This window comes from Caballeronia catudaia, assembly GCF_001544755.2.
Taxonomy (GTDB): Bacteria; Pseudomonadota; Gammaproteobacteria; order Burkholderiales; family Burkholderiaceae; genus Caballeronia; species Caballeronia catudaia.
The window spans coordinates 17118-35368 of record NZ_FCOF02000039.1; the positions used below are offsets into that span (position 1 = coordinate 17118).

Below are 18251 nucleotides of genomic sequence, written 5' to 3' on the forward strand. Positions count from 1 at the left end.
GAATTCAATGACAGGCGCTATGCGGATACCTTCCAGTTGAGGCTTTGCACTGCCTGCGTCGCGAAACGCATGTCGATGATTTCGCCGGAATTAATCGCCTTTGGGTCACTAACCCCGGGTACCATACCCATCGCCACCCACGACTCTAGGCTCCGCTGCGATACGAATGGTGTCTTGAACTGCGGAATACTTGAGGCCCATACATCAGGCCAGATCTCCGCCTTCACAAGGGATGAGTATTGCGATTTATAGAGCGTGTCACCGGCTGGCTTGGGATTTTCGACAATGTACTTTAGGGCGCGCGTGTCGGCTCGCACGATTGCCCGATATACATCCGGCTTTTGCTTCACGTCATCTGCGCGAGCCTCAATGAGATGACCGGTAATAGATCGGAAACCGGATATCTCGTCGCGGCCGACCGAGAACAGGATCACACCTCCAAGTTGAGACTGAGCTAGGCTTGAGCCCGGCGGAGCAGATACAAGGGCATCAATCGTTCCGTTTCCGATCGCTGCAATGGTGTTCTCAGTCGATTGTAGGGGAACGATCGAGGCATCGCTGGCGCTGATGTTGATTTGAGAAAGGACTCTTCTCGCGCAATAGTCGGTGACGCTTCCTGGTGCGGACACACCAATACGAATCCCCTTAAAGCTTTTTGCCGTGGAGAGCCGACGTTCGAAGGGCGTCGCTGCCGTGATGCCGTGCTTCTTCGCGTAATCGTTCGAGATGATAAAATAAAGGTCTTGATACACACTTTGTGCCATCACGATCTTAAATTGCTGACCCCTGACCGTGGCTGCCAGCAATTCTCCGGGGGCAGTGTAGTACGCGTCTCCTGCACCAGAAACGAGAGCCGTCATACCAGCAGGGCCGCTTCGGGTGTGGATCCGCTCAATGGTTAGGCCCTCGTCCTTGTAGTATCCCAGCGCTTCGGCGATAAAGGTTGGAGCCCATGCGATCAGAGGGCCGCCACTTCCCATTAGCAGTGTCACGTGATCTTGCGGGCGTCCGTGGCTTATACCCGGCACGACGAGGCTTGCCGCGCCGGCAACCGTCAAGCCTAGTAATCGCCGTCGAGAAATTGGTCGATTGTTTGCGCCCACCTATAGTCTCCTGAAATCTAATTTAAGTTGCGTTTTAGCTACGCCTGTCGTGGGATCAAGCTCCTTCAACGGGGCGCCATCGGAGAAGTCGCTTCTCAATCAGAACCACGAACGCATTGAGCAGTAACCCCAACGCGGTCGTAACTGCAAGAGTCGCGAAAAGACTCGAGGTATCGAATTGATTGGCGTAGTAGGAAACCAAGTAGCCTAGGCCGACGTTCGACGTAAACATTTCTGCCACAATCGCACCGGTCAATGCATAGGTGACCGAGATGCGAAGACCGGCGAAGAGCCATGCGAGTGCGGATGGAATCAAGATCTTTCGGACCGTGTCATAACGAGTAGCACCCATCACACGAATCACATCAATTAGGTCCTGGTTTACATCGCGTACTCCCGACAAGGTATTCATGAACACAGGGAAGAACACCAGCAGCGCGATATAGATCACCTTTGTCTGAAACCCAATCCCGAAGTACAGGATAAACAATGGAATTAATGCGATCCGAGGAATCGAGTAGAAGCCCACCAAAAATGGATTGAGGACCTTAGAGATGATCCGACTGGTGCCGCATGCGACGCCCATCACCATCCCTCCGGCTACGCCGAAGGCGAAACCAACCAGCGCTTCTGCAATCGTTGCATACAGATTTCTTAGCAGGCCACCGCTGTTCCACATATTCAACGCCGCGATGGCGATGCGCGATGGACTGCTGATCCAGAACGCGGATATCCACCGACCGCAAGCCCACTCCCAGACAAGAAGAGCGACTGCCGCCAAGATAAGTCGTGAAAGTACGACGATCCTTGTCTCCCTGCGGCGAGCCCTTATGCTCGGATCGACAACAAAAACCTCGTCTGCATCGGGCGTTCCCGACAAACCCGCGAGTGATGGTGCGACGGCTTTGGATTTGAAGTTGCTCATTAGACTTCCGCTCCTTGATGCATGTCTTCGCGCAGTGCTGCCCACAGATTCTCAAAATACTCCCCGAATTCGGGAACGAATCGGATGGTGAAGACGTCGCGCGGCCTCGGTAACTCAATACGCTGAACGGTACGGATACGTCCGGGGCGCGCCGACATGACGATCACTCGGTCCGCAAGCGAGATCGCTTCGGTCAGGTCGTGAGTGACGAGGATGAGCGTCTTCCCCGAGCCTTCCCAGGTCTTCAGAAGTTCGGCCTGCAGCATAAGACGTAGTTGTGCGTCAAGGGCACCAAACGGCTCGTCCATAAGCAGGACGTCGGGTTCATAGACCAAAGAGCGGGCGAGCTGCGCTCTCTTGCGCATGCCTCCCGAAAGTTCGGCTGGATAATGCTTTTCAAAACCCTTCAGTCCAACCAGCTCAATGTACTTTCTCGCCCGATCTCGACGTTCCGACGACGAAACATTGGAACGAGGACCAAGTTCGAACGGAAGCAGGACATTTGCTTCAACTGTTCGCCACGGCAGGAGGTTGTCACGCTGTGTGACATAGCTGACGTGAGTGTTCACCCCGGAAATCGGCTTGCCCTGGTAGAGCACTTCGCCAACCCCGGGTTCCATCAGGCCGGCGGTCAGATTCAAAAGCGTCGACTTTCCGCAGCCACTCGGGCCAACAATGGCTAGCAGTTCGCCGGGCTCTACTCTTGTCGTCACGTTTGAAAGAGCGTGGACTCTCGTGTCTCCTTTATAGAAAACCTTCGACACGCTTCTGAAGTCAAGTATGGGCTGCATTACCTTTCCTCTTTGCAAGTTTCTTACAGAATCACCGATTCAAAAGCGGCTGTTGACCCGAGATAACGAGGTGATCTCGGAGCCTCGGTCGTCAGCCGGAAACTAGCTAATCGGAAGGAAGTTAGCCTGCGCTCGCTGAACGCGCGGGTAGGCTGGTCGCGCCGGACTGTGCAAATTCGCCGCATCGTCTCCCCCGTTTCCGATTCGTCTCATCGTTCCTCGGTGCCTTCGCGCCGCGACGAGCTCGTTTATAAAAATGTACTACCCATTGAGACAAGTTTCAACGGTTTGGCATCGGAAAATATGCTCGGAATTACCCCACCTTCATCGATCTCGGGCTTGCCGAGGCTTAAGCAGCGGCCTGGGACGGGAACGTGACGACCGAGCGCCGGTCCGAGCGGCACGGGGGGGCGTAAGAAGTCCTATATTGAGGGAAAAATGACTCGCCTTGGGTTCCTGTCCGTGTGGGCCCTTGGGCGGTGTAGTGCGGTCTTACGATGTGACGGCGCGAGCGTAGGACGGGCCGCAACCGTGGGGACCGCCTCGTCGGATTTTTAAGGAAGGATCGGGAAGGGAAACGCGGTCGGAACCGGCTCAGACAACCATCGGGCGAGCGGCACCGTCCATGGAAACAATCGCCCCGGAGATGTACCCAGCCTTTGGGGAAGCCAGGAAGGCCACAACCGCCGCCACCTCCGCAGGAGAAGCGGGTCGACCAAGAGGCGATGAATTGTTCGCCTCGGCAATGGCTTCAGCGGTAGTTATCCGTTCTTGCCGAGCAAAGGCACTGACGCCTTCTGCTAGCCGGTCAGTGTTCGTCTTTGCAGGATTCAGGGCATTAACCCGAACGCCCATCGGTCCATATGCCAGCGCGAGGCCTGCCGTGGCGAGCATCAGTGCAGCGTTGGCGGACCCGCCAGCTAGATGCGTTGTGATTGGTACTTTGCCTCCCATTCCCACCACATTGACTACCGAACCGGCGCGACGCTGTGCCATGAGCTTGATGAGAGGATCCAAGACGTTGATATACGTCAGAAATTTGGCTTCCATTGCGGCCCGCCAGTCTTCAGGCTGCAATTCATCGAAAGGCTTCCGACGAGCACCGCCTGCGGCGTTGACGAGAACGTCGATCGGTCCACGTTCTTCCTCAGCATCGGCAATTACGCCCAATGCGGCGGCCGGTTGGGACAGGTCGGCGGCATATCCGCTGATTCGCTTCATGTGGACGTCAAGCGTCCTGCATGCGTCACCGATTCGGCTTTTATCACGTCCTACGATGCTGACGACGCAGCCTTCCGCCAGAAATTGCTCGGCGCATGCGAACCCAATTCCTCGCGATCCACCGGTCACCAGAACGTGCTTGCCTTCAAGTTGCAGATCCAATGCTAGCTCCAGAAATGGCTGTGGTCTCGCCTTTGACAATGGCGTCGGAAAGCTTCTCTGCGACCATGATCGTTGGAATGTTGGTGTTGCCGCGAGGAATTGTCGGCATGATGGACGCGTCGGCAACGCGCAGATTGGCGACGCCTAAAACGCGCCCAGCAGAGTCAACAACGGCCGCAGGGTCTGTATGGTTCCCCATTCGGCACGTTCCGACCGGGTGATAGACACCTGTGATCTCACGGGTGACGAAGTTCAGCAGGAAAGTCGGATCACTTATGAGACGCTCACTGTCCAGCCTATGCCCCGTTAGCGCTGCGAGGACTCGGTCGCCGAGGGCGCTGGGCATTGCATCGAGCAACGTCGCGAACGCGCGTGCGTTCACGGCACTGGACGCCGTATGCGTGTTCCACCGTCGGATGCGGTCTCCCACGCGTACTACGAAGGGCGCACCGACCAATGGTGCTACTACTGGGGACTTTAATATGTTCAGTATCCGGAGCACCGCTTTAGAAAGTCGTTCGATGTCCCGCGCGTTGTCGCCAAATCCAAATTCGACGCGAGGAGACTGGTTGGCATCGTGCACGTTCAAGCTCACCTGACCGGACCCAGCCGGCTTCAGGAGTACAGCGTTTAGGCTGGCCACTCGGGTGCCCATCGCGTTCCAGGAAGTTTTGCTCTGGATATTGATGTAAAGGTCTGACTTAGGCGCGCCCAAGAGGTTTGACGACATGCGCATACATGCGGTCGGATGCGTTCGTAAAGAGGACGACTGCCTCGAATTTCGATGCAGCATCGCGCAAATAAAGACAGCGGCATGATTGCGCAAGTTTTTCCCTACGCCGTCGAGGTCGGCGACGACGCTGATCCCGAGTTTCTGTAGAGCGCCTCCTTCGCCGATGCCCGATCTCATCAGCAGGGCCGGTGAATGAATCGCTCCAGCTGTCACGATTACTTCAGCTCGCGCAGCAAATTCTATTAAGCGGCCGTCGACCTCTGCTAGAACGCCGGTCGCACGCTTATCGCTGAATCGGACCGAACGCACACATGCGCGAGAAAGAATAGTTAGATTCGGTCTTTGTCGAACGCTGGATGTGAGGTATGCCGCAGCGGTCGTTACTCGGCTGTTCGCAGTATTACTGATAGGAGTGGCGCCGAACCCATCGCGGAAATCGCCGTTCATATCGGCGATAAACGGGTAGCCGGATGCCTTTGCGTATTGTTCAATCGCCGAGGTCAGGGGAGGCCACATATTTCGAGGCACCCGTCTGATCGGAACTGGGCCTCGCCGTCCATGCAGAGAGTCCGAAAAATCTTGATCCGTCTCGAGCTTGCTGAAATATGGCAGCACGCTGTCCCAGGACCACCCCGCAGCGCCCATTGCCTGCCACTCGTTGTAGTCATCTGGCGTACCTCTGAATGCGACCATGCCTGCGACGGCTGACCCGCCGCCCATCACCTTTGCTTGTGGAAATCCAGCCGGGGCCCCATGGGTGCTGTTGTGCCAAAAAGCCTTCAACCCATCCCACATGTACGACGGATTGTATGACGACAGCGGGTACGGGTCGACGATGTCCGCAGGCTCCTCGCCCGGAAGATAATCTTCTCCCGCCTCAAGAAGCAGAACGGAGCGACGGCCATCCTCTGTAAGGCGGCTCGCCAATACGCACCCAGCGGATCCTGCTCCAACAATGAGGTAATCGTAAGCTTTTTCGATGTGCATTTCGGGACACGCACGTGCGGCGTTTCTAGAGATTACGTGGCTGCCACTAGCTTAGGCGCCACGGCTCGGGTCAGAGAGTGGGGCGCGCCTCGGGTCCCCTTGGGCACTGCCCGCCAATGCAGACTCCGAATCTCTCCGAACTCATGCGGAAGCCGCGTCCAGCTGTCTCCTCCGTTGGTCGATCGGAAGAGTTGACCTAGGTTCGTGCATATGAATATCAGGTCAGGATTTGAGAAATGAGTTGCGATGCACCAGACCGTGCTGTTGATTGATCCTGGCAAGGTCAACCTTTCCCAAGTTTCGCCGCCATCCAAACTGCGAAGTAAGCGGCCATCGTTTCCAGGTGGGCCGTTCCCGTTGGCCAAGAATACGACTGAAGGGTCATCCGTGCGAGTTACGACTGCGCGCGTATATTGCCAAGGCGATTCTAATTCGGCGAAGCGCCACGTCTCTCCGCCGTCATCGCTAATGTGCAGTCCGCGGTTCGTGGTGGCGAGAATTCGACGCTCGCCCCTCGCAGTGCGGGATACCGCGATCCCGTGTACGTCGCACGAATTCAAGCCGTTGCTCAGCGCGCACCAAGAGCTTCCGCCGTCGGTGCTTCGGTAGATCCCGCCGATTTCGATTGTTGCCCAAAGGGTATCCGAGACTAAAGGGTCGGCCAGCAACTGTGTCACCCGTGTCGGTCCCATATTAACTTCAGAGAACTTTGCGATACCCGGGACGGTTAGTTCGCTCCATGTCTCGCCGCCGTCCCGCGATCGGTAGAGACCAGCTGGCCGTGTTCCAGCATACAAAGTTGACGGATCGCGAGCGTCATAGGCGATGGACCAAACGTCCTTGATCTGAGTCGATATGCACTCCCAGCGCGCAGTCCGCTCGCTCCACCGAAAGACACCCTCGTCAGTCCCGGCGACCAGCGTATCGTGCAACTCGGGATGGCTCCCAAAACACCACACGCGAGCTTCGAGGTACATCCCTGAATGACTATTGGGGTGCGACCAGGTCAGGCCTTGGTCTTCACTGAACCATGCCGAATGGCCAGCGGTTCCAGCGTAAACGTGAATCTCGTCGAGCATATCGGAGCCGACCTTCCTGAAATGTTCTTGGGCAGTCATCGTGAGCCTTTGGACCGGTTGCTTTATAACATTGTCTCGGCATTTGACATTTAATGCAAGATGAACTTCCCCGCGGTACAAACGGACCGGTATAAACCCTATCTTGAACGATGTTTGGAACGCCAGTAAAAAGTAGCGTAATATGGGATTTTATGAGGATGCGTTGACTGCGCACACTGAACGCGGCGCCGGATCAAAGCGACGGTACTCCCGGGGCCATTCCCGCGCGACAGCACTTTGGGCGTTAGCACGCCGCATCGTCTTGTCATTCTTCTAACCGCAAATTAAGGGGTCTTCGATGTCGTCTGTGTTGAGACCGGCAACAGCGAAAGTTGGGGCAGTCAACGCCCAAGCCGTGGAGCGGTATAAGGAAATGCGTAAGGCACTCATGGAAGTGCCCGAGGTCGACCAGAAGACGTGTGAGATTGTCCACGCTTGCCAGCTTGCAGCACTCGGAGTGGAGATCTCTTTCAAGATGCACGCGATACGTCTCTTCGATCTCAAAGTGTCGAAGGAAGCGCTCCAGCATATTATCGTGTCTGGAGTTGGTGTGACCCTGATCATTGGACAAGCAGCGAGAGTGTTGGATTGGATCGAGGAGGCGCACGCTCACTATCTTGGGACGCGACAGCAATAGGGCGTTGCTTGCTCAAATGTTCGGCGCTCGCACGACTTGTCCAAAATCCTTAACCACATGAAACTTGTACCGGAATTTCGTGGCAACACTCCACGGCCCCTCGAGGAATTAGATGGCTGGCTCGCCGGCGTTCACGAAGATGCCCTGGAACCTGATCTGCCAATCGTCGACCCTCATCACCATATTTGGGATGGCGGGCACGGTCGCTATCTGTTGGACGAGTTTCTGAGAGACCTACGCTCCGGTCACAACATTGTTTCGACGGTATTTGTGCAGGTCAAAACGATGTACCGGGTCGATGCCTCTGAGGCAATGAAGCCGATAGGAGAAGTGGAGTTCGCCAATGGGATAGCTGCGGCTAGCGCGAGTGGGTACTACGGGAAGACGCGCGTCTGCGAGGGTATTGTAGGCTTTGCAGACTTGCTTTTGGGCGACGCGGTCGAGCCCGTGCTCGAGCGATTGATACGAGCCGGAAATGGGCGCCTCCGAGGTATCAGGCAGGGGGCTACTTGGGACAGTGGCAGCGCCGCCTACGGCAGGAAGTTTGGGCCTCGCCACCTTCTGAGGGAAGCATCATTTCGGAAGGGATTTTCGCACCTTGCGTCCCTCGGTCTGTCTTTCGATGCATGGCTCTACTATCACCAGCTTCCGGATCTCGTCGACCTTCTCTGCACGTTCCCGGAAACTTCAGTGGTTCTGGACCATGCGGGGGGCATTCTGGGCATTCCGCCGCATACCGATCGCGGCGTCGTATTCCAGATTTGGCAGTCCAATCTTCGTTCGCTTGCACGTTTTCCAAACCTGACAGTAAAGATTGGCGGCCTCGGCATGCTTTATAACGGATGGGATTTCCATGTTCGCGAGAGCCCACCATCTTCGATGGACTTGGCCAATGCATGGCGCCCGTATGTCGAAGAGTGCATTGAGATATTCGGACCGGAGCGATGCATGTTCGAGAGCAACTTCCCCGTGGACAAGCAGTCGTGTGGATACGGTCAGCTTTGGAATGCCTTCAAACGCATCACACACGAATTCTCCGTCGATGAGAAGGCGGCACTCTATCATGATACGGCAGCGCGCATATATCGACTAGGCGGGGAGGCGATGCGCGGCTGACCTTTTTTGCATCGAGGAACCCACCGGTAAGCTAACAGCCCTGCATTGATAAGCGAGCACCTAAGAGAGTTTGGATAACTAAGGGGTATTGCTTAGCGTAGCTAGGTGGTAGAGCACACCGGTGTTCTGTTCTTGAGGGGCTGAATCGATTATCGCGCCTCCATAATTTCTAGGATCACCGGAAAAAAGAAGGCGCACAGACACGTCCGAATCCTTCAACTCTGCAACGGAGACTGCAGATGAACACAAATGATTTAAAGGTATCTCGACGCCGATTTCTAGCAATGGCGGCCGCGGGCGGCGCGAGTCTCGCGCTGCCACGTGCTGCTCTCTCGAAAGCGGGCGATCACTTGACGATGCTCATGGGTAGTGGTGGACCGCTGCTGGCCTGGGCTCCGCACTTCCTCGCCGAGACGATGGGGTATTACAAAGAGGAAGGCTTGACCTTGGAGAGAATCTACACCCGCAGCGGCCCGGCAGGAATGACCGCTCTGGTTTCGGGTGCGGGAAATGCTTATTACACTGCGCCCGGCGAGCTTCTTGCCGCAACTGCGAGAGGGCAGAAGTTCAAGATCTTGATGGCCCAGAGCGCCTTCAACGAGCTCTATTTCATGGTGTCACCATCTTACGCTGCCAAGCATTCGATCACCGGTGACAGCACTCCGCTGGGTCAGAGACTCTCGACGGTCAAGAACTTCAAGGGATTGCGTTGTGGCGTCACGTCTCCAGGCAGCATCACCGACTATTGCGCACGACAGGTACTTGCGCAAAGTGGGCTCGATCCGGCTTCGGACGCAACTATCGTTCCCCTTCAATCGACGTCGAATATGATCGCAGCTATGGCGAACGGCACGATTGACGCAATGGTTGCGACGCCTCCAGTGACAAGCATTGCAGCCGCTCGCGTTGGGGCGGTGTTCTTCCTCTCAGTTTCCAAGGATGAAATCTCAGGGTTCAAATCACTTGCTGGCCATCTGATTGAAGCGCGGGTCGCGGACGTTGAGCAGAATCCAGACTTGTATGCTGCCATCGTACGGGCAGATACGCGAGGCCTCCGCTACGTCATTGAGAACAAGAAAGAAGCAGGCGAGGCCTTGTATAAGGCGCAGTTTTCGTCAACCGTCGAACCGACAGTATGGGCATCCGTATGGGAGCAAAATTGGTCTCAATTCAAGTCTCCTTACGTTACAAAGCAGAGCCTCGAAGCTTGGGTAACCATGAAGCTGGTTCCGGGAGTGTCCGATCCAAAAGCGTTGCATCTCGATGAGGTATTGGATATGCGCTTTGTTGACCAGGCAGTAAAGAAGATCGGTTGGAAGGCGTCTGCTTGAACTGGTCGCGCCGAGTCCCCGGCCATTCTTTCAAAGCCGGTATCGAGTCATAAACAGTCTGCGGAAAAGGGCTATGACTCTAATGAGCGAGGCTATGGTCTGCTTGCAGACGTCATGAGTCTCGCGCTCTCGGCCCCCTTAGGCAGTTGTTTGATAATCAAGTATGAGACTAAGGAAGTAGTTGTTTTCCGACGGGAGTAGTGAACCATGACTGTAGCATTGAGATTGGGCGAGTTCATAACAGAATCCAAGTTTGAAGATCTGCCTTCGTTAGCCAAGGACTACGGCGAAATGTTAATCGCCAGCACGATTGCGAGCGCCGCGGTCGGATTCAATCTATCGTCATCAAGCATCATCAGACAACTGGAGATTGACCGTGGGGGTAAGCCAGAGTCGACGATATGGTTCGACGGCTCCGTGCGGCTTCCCGCAGCGGCCGCCGCGCGCGTGAACGCCGTCGCGAGCGATGCCGCCGCGTCGGACGACAGCGATTTGCGAAACATTGTCCACCAAGGGACAACCGCTTGCGCCAGTGCATTGGCCGTCGGCGAACGCCTTTGTTCAAGCGGCGAAGAGATTGTGGCGGCGATCGTTCTTGGATACGAGACGGCGGGTCGCATTAGCACTGTGATGCAGTGCACTTTCAAGGACAAAGGCTTCCATGGAAGTATCATCGCCGCTTTCGCTGGCGCTGCTGCGGCAGCCCGACTCATGAGACTCTCGGTAGACAAGACGGCCCAGGCACTTTTAATTACCGCGACTTCAGTTGGCGGACTGAACGCAGCCGCCGATACGAGTGTGGCCCGAGAGTATCACGCGGGACAGGCGGCCACATCGGGTGTTCAAGCTGCTTTGGCGGCCGCACGAGGCTTTACAGTTGAGCGTGAACTGTTCGAGATGAAACTCGGATTCTTCGACTGCTTCGGTAGAGACGCGGACGCATCTCTTATCACGAACGACTTCGGATCCAGGTGGAATATTCTCACAGAGATGGGCATCAAGCTTGTGCCGGGGGGGCATCCCCACCACGGAGTTGCCGAAGCTGCAGCGAAAGCTGCGCGAGACGCTGGAGTTGAACCCGAGGAAGTCGAGCTTATTGAGATCTCAAGGCCGGGCTACGCTGGCTTTGCCAATCCACACAATCCAACGGATCTCATCGGAATGGCCCACAGCGCCATATTCTTCGCCGCTGCTGGAGTGGCAGACCGCGACTTCTCCTGGATCCATGCTTCCGCAGATAAAATTACCGACCCCCGGATTCGCATGCTTTTGGATAGGGTGCGTATGGTTGCTCCGCCGACAAGTGATCTCGATCGATACAAAGGCGGGGCGCGCGTGACTATTGTGACGAAAGACGGAAAAAGGACGTCCGCAACTGTCTATGCCCCGAAGGGTGCCGCGATCTTGGGGATCGACTGGATCGACGTTGAGGCCAAATATCGCACGCTTGTAGGGAAAGCGAATATCTCCGCAGACAATGTCCAGGCAAGCCTTGGTGTAGTTCGGACCTTTCGTCAGGTGGAGAGCGCATCGGCTCTACTGAATCTCCTGCGTTAGCACTTGACGGCTATTAGACTGAAAGAGGAGGGCGCTGGCAGATACGTCGTCTTGCCGTAAAATGGTGAACACATAGGCGGTCTCTCGTGAATGCAAACGCGGGCCGCCAATCTCAAGATTTGTGATCTAGGCAATCACACTGAATGGCCATGCTGAGCGAAGTGCGAGAAGCGGTTGGCATAATCTCTGACCCCTTCCTCAATCGTCCATTTCGAGCTCCAATTGAGATGCCTTTCGGCGCATCCGTTGTCAAGCGGAGCGCGCATCTTTAGGTTAGCCTCTTCCAATGCGGTGAGTTCGGAACCGACTTCGATTTGCGCACCAGGGATCACACTCCGCACGAGCTGTGCGACCTGCGAAACCGTACAGACCTTACCTGCGGAGACGTTGAAAACACGCTGGGAGCCAAAAGGGAGCGCGGGAGCGTCGACTGCCGTGGCTATGGCGTCCGCACAGTCCAATACGTATGTATAGTCTCTCTTCATCTTTCCACCCGTCTCGAATCGGGTAGGTTTGCCGAGCAAGGAATTCTCGACCATCGGCTTAATGTGGATCGGACTGCGCATCCCGAAACCGTAAACTGCTGTCACGCGAATAGCGAGAAAATCGACGTTGTGAAACTGTGCGTACGCCATCCCGATTGCTTCTGCAGCCATCTTCGACGTGCCGTAGTGCGCGGCCGGGTTGCCGCGAACGATGGAGAACGGTTCGTCCGTCTCCAAAAGCTTCGCGTTGGAGCTAGCGTGATAGACGGCGTTGCTCGACACCAGTATGAGTTTTCTCAACCCCAACGCTCTGGCTATCTCGCAGACGTTCACGAAGCCCATCACGTTGGTTGCATAGAATTCCTTTTGCCTGTGCAGCGAAGGCTCGAGACCCAGCAACGCGGCGCCGTGGACGATAGACTCGATTCCCTCGTTCCGGCAGATCTCCAACAGACGATCATAGTCACCGATTTGGCCAGATCTGAAAGTCTCTGATTCGGTGCGTGACAAACTAAGGAGGTCCGGCTGAGGTGGCGCCAAGTCGAAGTTGAGCGCCTTATGCCCCCTCGATTCAAGGGCGGCCATAACGTACGATCCGAGGAAGCCCGAGCCTCCGGTTACGAGGATGTTCATGTTAGCTCTCTTTGAGATGACCTTCCCGATGTGCTGGACTGGTTAAATCCGAATAACAATGTACGATAATGTGAGAAAAGTTTCAACATTGCTGGTTGTTGGTTCGTTAAGGGGAGGAATCGCACTATTTGTCGAGTGCAGCCCACGTGGCCGGTTTCGGGCGCTGAGACATAGGCCCACCTGGAGGGCGATAGGACGCGCAGTTTGAGCAGCAGACCGAATCTTTTGTTATGGAGAGGGCCGTTGGCCCGTTTGGAAAGTCACTCGGGGAATCGTGCGGCGCTTGCAAGCGTCCGTTAGGCTGTGCCACCAGAGGGCAGATATCAGATAATCGACCGAAGGAATGTTCAGGAAAATGCAGATCAATCGCGCCGATGTAGCAGATCTCATCTACTTTCTCGCTATTGCACGTCATAAAAGCTTCAGTCGCGCTGCGATTGAGCTTGGGGTGACTACTTCAACCCTGAGCCATGCTCTGAAGGGCCTTGAGAATCGCCTTGGGGTTCGACTCCTGAACCGCACAACGAAGAGCGTTACCCTGACGGGCGCGGGCGACGCATTGGCGGCTACGGTAGAGACGCCCTTCGAGGCGATCGACGTCGCGCTGGAGACGCTGAATCGGTTTCGTGATGCGCCCGCTGGTCGTATCCGGCTCAATGTCGCCGTCGAAGCCTCGACCTTACTGCTCGCACCGATAGTTCCCGAGTTCGTTGAGCGGTACCCGGATGTGGAACTCGACATCGTTGCAAGCAACCGCATGGTGAATGTGACCGAGGGCGGCTTTGACGCAGGAATTCGTTATGGGGGCACCGTCCCCGAGGATATGATTGCCCAGCGTCTTTCCGCGAACATTCGATGGGTCGTTGCAGGATCGCCTACATATCTCGATCGATTTGGCATTCCGGTCCATCCAAATGACCTTCTTCATCATCGCTGCGTTAGCAACCGTCTGGGAGATGACCGCGTCTATCGTTGGGAGTTTGAGCAAGGAGAAGAGAAGATCGCCCTATTGGTTCCATCCTCGGTTACGGTTGACCAAGCTGAAACAGGACTGGTTGCCGTACTAGGTGGAGTGGGTCTCATGTACTTTCCTGAACCCTTAGTCGCGCCGTACGTCAGCGAGGGGCGGCTGCGGCTCGTGCTCACTGATTGGGCGCCCACCGGGCCCGGTTTCTATATCTACTATTCCAGCCGGCGTCAAATGCCGACGGGGTTGCGCCTTCTGATCGATCTAGTGCGAGAGATTCAGCCGTTGGGGCTATGACAGCAACGCAACCTCGACCGTCAAGACGGTCGCGCAATCAGAGAGGCCGTAGGACCGTAGCGGTAACGGGCGGAAACGCGTGCGTTGCGCCGACAGTTGGACGCCGGAAATCTCCGGCGCATTTTCACAGGTGTCTACCAGCGCAAGATGGACAGCCGATAAGACGTCGCTCTGCGCAACTAGATGGTGATTGCGGTCCGTTGCTCGCCACTAGCGTCGAAATCACTGTCGGAAAGTCCTATCACGGGTGAGGTGTCAAAGCACCGGCATCCTCAGGCTCGGCAGTTTTGCGGTTTTTCAACAGGCTTTGCGACCGGATTTCCGGAAAGGTCATCTCCAACCCATATCGGCGAGATCACTGCGATTTATGGGACGCGTGAAGTCGGATCGCAATTGGGATAGCGCAAAGAGCAAGAGTCGCCGCGATAAGAAAGATCGGGCCGAGTCCGGTCAGATTGGCGACCAAACCAAGAACAGGTGCGAATATGCCGAGCGCCACATCGATGAAGGCGGTGTAGATACCCATAGCGAGGCCTCGTGCATCCGTGGGGGCGCGCGCGACCGCCTCCATCCCAAACCCCGGATAGACCAGCGCGTAGCCGAATCCGGCCAAAGCAGCGCCTGAGAACGCAAGCCACGCGACGGGCGAGAGGTAAATGAGGGCCATACCGGCACTGTGGATGACGATAAAGACCATCGCAGTTCTTGCGCCACCGAGGCGGTCGGGCAACGGGCTGAGGAAAGCACGGGCGACGATCAGACCTGCGGCGAATGCAGTAAATGATAGCCAAGCTGGCTGCCAACCTCGTTGGACGAAAAGAAGAACGGCGAACGCAGTCACTATGCCGTAACCGAGGCTCGAAAAGGCCATCCCCATGCCAGGGAGCCAAACGGCTTTCAACACCGTAGCGACGACCCTGTTGCTCTGTGGATTGACTTTGACGGCGGGAATAGGAGTGATTAAAACGAGCGTAAAGACTGCACCGACGGAGGTCGCTAAACCAATCGAGGCAAACCCATAGCTCTTAAAAAGGAAACTTCCAAGTGGCGAACCGAAAGCCAACGCCACAAACATTGACGTGCCGATCCATGCAATCATTTTCCCGACGTTGCCCGGGCCGGCAAGGGCTAGACACCAGCTTTGAGCGCCGGTCATGATGAAACTCTCGGCGCCGCCGAGCAAAGCACGACCCACTATCAATATCGCGATGGAAACTAGCGCGTTACTGATGGCCTTCAATGAGACAAGATAGAGCAGACCGGCGAGCGCTGCCATGACAAGTCCTGCGGTCACGGCGTACTTCGGACCTCTCTGATCAGAGATTCTGCCCGACCACAGACGCGAAAGTAACGACGCCGCGAATTGAGCACCGGAAACGAGGCCAACAGTGAACGTTCCAAATCCAAGGCCGTCATGGATATGTAGTGGAAGAGCCGGTAGAGCGGCTCCTGTAACCAAGAACACAGTGAATACGCATGCCATCAGCGACAGCAGCGATCGATTGGTGGATGATGTGAACCGGTTGTGTATCACGAACACGTCTACTCCTCAGGCTGCGGACACATCAGAGGCCCGAGCGCCTCAGCATCGCTTCCGGGTATCGGGCCCCCTCGACTGCTATCTCCGCAGCGCCCACTTGAATTTCACTGAGTTCGTCGTTTAAGAGCACAACCGATAGTGCGCCCACATTCTCCGTAAAGCGTTCCACGCTGCGTGTGCCGAACAATGGAACGATCCAAGGCTTGTCGCTGGACTTCCCGTATCCCATACAGCCCAGCGAAAGTGCCGAAACTTCAAGTCCTTGGCCACGCTCGCGTTTCAGCATGTTTGCACCTCAGTCTGCAGGCAAAATGTCGATGGTTGTCACTCGAACGCGCTCATCAATCATGGGAGCGAGAGAAGGACTCTTGCCGTATTTCAGGCGATAGGCTTCATCGATCTTGTCGTTGATTGCGCCCCTGGCGCCCGCGAACAACACGTCCCTTGTTGTTCCCGCAACTGTGATTCGGCCAGCACCCTGGCGGATGGCGGCTTGATACCCGCGAGATGCTTCGCCGTTATAGGCGCGAACGTAAAGATGACCATCCACGATCACCGACCAAATCCACGTCGGTGTGCCATAGGTTTTGTGATCTTCACGGAATGGAGCAATGTACAGATCGTCGGAAGCTGCAATTCGCTCAAGTTCGCTTCGCGTCCACATACCCATGTTGCATCCCTCAAAGGATGGAAAGAAATCTGAAGACCGTGTAATTGATAATCTGCTCGGTCCACTCGGCTCGCCAAATTGCCCGAGGCAGATGGCGGACCGACAAGAATTAGAGGTTCCCGAAGAGGGCTGATGCATGCGCGGAGAGTGGCCATGATGCTTTGTCGAATCGATGACGCTGTCCAACGCGCATAACGCCGAGGCAATTAGTCGTCTGCCCGTTCGATGAGTATGTCCGATGCCCCGGTCGTACGCAGTTCTTCCAAGCCACAATCGAGACGCCCAAGCTTCACAAGGCCCGGCGAATGCCGAAAGTCCTTGTGAAAAACTGCAATGTTTCCCCACGGTTCGTAATATGCAACGTCGCCCGAGTAAGGGACAATTCCTGATGGTCTTCCGTCCGTGTTCAGCCTTCTTGGGAGGTAAGCAATCTTCTCCGTCGCCGCGAAGTCGACCAGCCGGAGAGGCAGCGGCAACATGGCTACAAAGTCGCGCGATGTAGCGTTGTCGTCCAAGCGCCCGGTCACAAGCGTGCCATTCAATACAAATCTGATTTTCACGACTATCCCTTGCTCGCGATTTGACTGGCCGACCCACGTTGGCGTGTTGCGTGACCGTCCGGCAGCGGGCACGTGGGAACTGTAGCCCAATTGCTGCAACTGGGTTAGCCGCGCTCGTCCCAATGTTGTTGTGAGCAAGATTCACAAAAGCCTGAGACGGCCACACAGACGGCCCTGGCGAGCCAACTCAATACAGGGCAGTCTCTGCGCCGTGCCGTTTGTTGGCGAATTCTCACAAGTGCATGCGACATAGGCCGGCTTTCAGATTGAGATATTCCCGTTAAAGTTAGTCGAAAGCTCGGTGGGGTTCAGCACGCCGTGTAGGTCGACCGCGTCGAGGAATCGGCCAGTAAATCGATCCGGATCAGCACGTCGCTGATAGAGGCGTGCAGGAAGAAAGGGCGGAACTGAAATGCAATATGTTCATCTCGGACGGTCGGGCCTGAAGGTTAGCCGTCTGTGCCTCGGAACCATGAACTTTGGCGACCTGACGGATGAGTCGACCAGCTTCAGGATCATGGACGATGCGATGGGATTCGGCGTCAATTTTATCGATACCGCCGATGTGTACGGTGGACCGCAGTCTCCGCAGATGAAACAGGGCTTTGGCCTTTCGGAAGAGATCATTGGTCGCTGGATCGCCCAAGGTGGCAGACGCGATCAAATCGTACTCGCGTCAAAGGTCTACCAGCCGATGGGACTGGGGCCGAATGACCGCGGACTATCGGCATACCATATCAGAAAGGCATGCGAGGACAGCTTGCGCCGGCTGAAGACTGATCACATCGATCTCTACCAGATGCACCACATCGACAGACGCACGCCATGGGAGGAGGTTTGGCAAGCCATGGACGTCTTGATTCAACAGGGAAAGGTGCTCTACGTCGGAAGCTGCAATTTTGCCGGCTGGGATATTGCTACTGGCCAGGCGGCGGCGCAGTCACGCCACTTCATGGGACTCGTCGCGGAACAGAGTCTATATAACCTGTCTGCGCGAACCATCGAACTTGAGCTCATTCCAGCTTGTCGTCACCATGGCGTAGGACTACTTCCATGGAGCCCCTTGGGTGGCGGACTGTTGGGAGGTGTGCTCCAGAGGGCGCTCGATGGTCGCCGCGCAAAGCCCGAAATGGCTCGGAGAATTGGCCAATATCACGACCAGTTGCAGGCGTATGAGGCGCTGCGCGCCGACCTTGAAGAGCGTCCAGCCGACATCGCCCTAGCCTGGCTGCTCCACAATCCTGTAGTCACCGCCCCAATTGTCGGTCCACGTACGCCAGACCAACTGTCGCTCGCACTTCGAGCCGTCGACATTTCCTTGTCTGAGGACACCCTTCGTTGCCTGGACGAGATCTGGCCGGGTCCCGGCGGGGAAGCGCCAGAAGCTTATGCATGGTAACGCGCGGCGCATCATCTTC

At 56.1% G+C, this 18251-nt stretch carries 16 protein-coding genes; 5 read left to right on the forward strand and 11 right to left on the reverse strand.

Going from position 1 to position 18251, the window contains the following annotated elements:
* Positions 1 to 17 precede the first annotated feature (17 nt).
* From AWB75_RS28420 to AWB75_RS39535, 6 genes are all read right to left on the reverse strand, one after another.
* On the reverse strand, positions 18 to 1103 hold the full coding sequence (locus AWB75_RS28420) for an ABC transporter substrate-binding protein (protein WP_143746521.1): 1086 nt from the start codon (positions 1101 to 1103) through the stop codon (positions 18 to 20).
* A gap of 55 nt (positions 1104 to 1158) precedes the next feature.
* On the reverse strand, positions 1159 to 2028 hold the full coding sequence (locus AWB75_RS28425) for an ABC transporter permease (protein WP_061127354.1): 870 nt from the start codon (positions 2026 to 2028) through the stop codon (positions 1159 to 1161).
* Positions 2028 to 2819: an ABC transporter ATP-binding protein gene (locus AWB75_RS28430; protein ID WP_087086944.1), complete on the reverse strand. Its 792-nt coding sequence runs from the start codon at positions 2817 to 2819 to the stop codon at positions 2028 to 2030. The genes AWB75_RS28425 and AWB75_RS28430 overlap by 1 nt, the downstream gene beginning before the upstream one ends.
* Before the next feature lie 594 nt (positions 2820 to 3413).
* Positions 3414 to 4202, reverse strand: a complete 789-nt coding sequence (locus AWB75_RS28435; RefSeq protein ID WP_061127355.1) for an SDR family oxidoreductase — start codon at positions 4200 to 4202, stop codon at positions 3414 to 3416.
* A complete protein-coding gene (locus AWB75_RS28440) occupies positions 4186 to 5922 on the reverse strand; it encodes a GMC family oxidoreductase (protein WP_087086946.1) in 1737 nt (578 codons plus the stop codon). Before AWB75_RS28440 ends, AWB75_RS28435 begins: the two co-directional genes overlap by 17 nt.
* 32 nt (positions 5923 to 5954) lie before the next feature.
* Complete coding sequence (locus tag AWB75_RS39535; protein WP_143746522.1) at positions 5955 to 7040, reverse strand: WD40/YVTN/BNR-like repeat-containing protein; 1086 nt, start codon at positions 7038 to 7040, stop codon at positions 5955 to 5957.
* 673 nt (positions 7041 to 7713) lie between these two features.
* Here AWB75_RS39535 and AWB75_RS28450 point away from each other — a divergent pair.
* The 3 genes from AWB75_RS28450 (at position 7714) to AWB75_RS28460 (ending at position 11681) form a co-directional block, all read left to right on the forward strand.
* Positions 7714 to 8793: an amidohydrolase family protein gene (locus AWB75_RS28450; RefSeq protein WP_235012278.1), complete on the forward strand. Its 1080-nt coding sequence runs from the start codon at positions 7714 to 7716 to the stop codon at positions 8791 to 8793.
* Between the two features lie 239 nt (positions 8794 to 9032).
* The gene (locus tag AWB75_RS28455; RefSeq protein WP_087086948.1) at positions 9033 to 10124 is read left to right on the forward strand and encodes an ABC transporter substrate-binding protein; all 1092 of its coding nucleotides are present in this window, start codon (positions 9033 to 9035) and stop codon (positions 10122 to 10124) included.
* Between the two features lie 207 nt (positions 10125 to 10331).
* Complete coding sequence (locus tag AWB75_RS28460; RefSeq protein ID WP_061127360.1) at positions 10332 to 11681, forward strand: MmgE/PrpD family protein; 1350 nt, start codon at positions 10332 to 10334, stop codon at positions 11679 to 11681.
* Between the two features lie 134 nt (positions 11682 to 11815).
* On the opposite strand, the gene AWB75_RS28465 is transcribed toward AWB75_RS28460, so the two are convergent.
* The gene (locus tag AWB75_RS28465) at positions 11816 to 12799 is read right to left on the reverse strand and encodes an NAD-dependent epimerase/dehydratase family protein (RefSeq protein WP_061127361.1); all 984 of its coding nucleotides are present in this window, start codon (positions 12797 to 12799) and stop codon (positions 11816 to 11818) included.
* A gap of 355 nt (positions 12800 to 13154) precedes the next feature.
* Between AWB75_RS28465 and AWB75_RS28470 the strand changes: the two genes are divergently transcribed.
* Positions 13155 to 14063: a LysR family transcriptional regulator gene (locus tag AWB75_RS28470; protein WP_061127384.1), complete on the forward strand. Its 909-nt coding sequence runs from the start codon at positions 13155 to 13157 to the stop codon at positions 14061 to 14063.
* A 355-nt stretch (positions 14064 to 14418) separates the two neighbouring features.
* On the opposite strand, the gene AWB75_RS28475 is transcribed toward AWB75_RS28470, so the two are convergent.
* From AWB75_RS28475 to AWB75_RS28490, 4 genes are all read right to left on the reverse strand, one after another.
* Positions 14419 to 15603, reverse strand: a complete 1185-nt coding sequence (locus AWB75_RS28475) for an arabinose transporter (protein WP_061127362.1) — start codon at positions 15601 to 15603, stop codon at positions 14419 to 14421.
* A 25-nt stretch (positions 15604 to 15628) separates the two neighbouring features.
* Positions 15629 to 15889: a hypothetical protein gene (locus tag AWB75_RS28480; protein ID WP_061127363.1), complete on the reverse strand. Its 261-nt coding sequence runs from the start codon at positions 15887 to 15889 to the stop codon at positions 15629 to 15631.
* 9 nt (positions 15890 to 15898) lie between these two features.
* Complete coding sequence (locus AWB75_RS28485; RefSeq protein WP_061127364.1) at positions 15899 to 16273, reverse strand: DUF2255 family protein; 375 nt, start codon at positions 16271 to 16273, stop codon at positions 15899 to 15901.
* A gap of 206 nt (positions 16274 to 16479) precedes the next feature.
* Entirely contained in the window at positions 16480 to 16833 is a 354-nt protein-coding gene (locus AWB75_RS28490) for a cyclophilin-like fold protein (RefSeq protein WP_061127365.1), read from the reverse strand.
* 412 nt (positions 16834 to 17245) lie between these two features.
* Here AWB75_RS28490 and AWB75_RS28495 point away from each other — a divergent pair, with 412 nt between their 5' ends.
* The gene (locus tag AWB75_RS28495) at positions 17246 to 18232 is read left to right on the forward strand and encodes an aldo/keto reductase (RefSeq protein WP_061127366.1); all 987 of its coding nucleotides are present in this window, start codon (positions 17246 to 17248) and stop codon (positions 18230 to 18232) included.
* Positions 18233 to 18251: the final 19 nt, after the last annotated feature.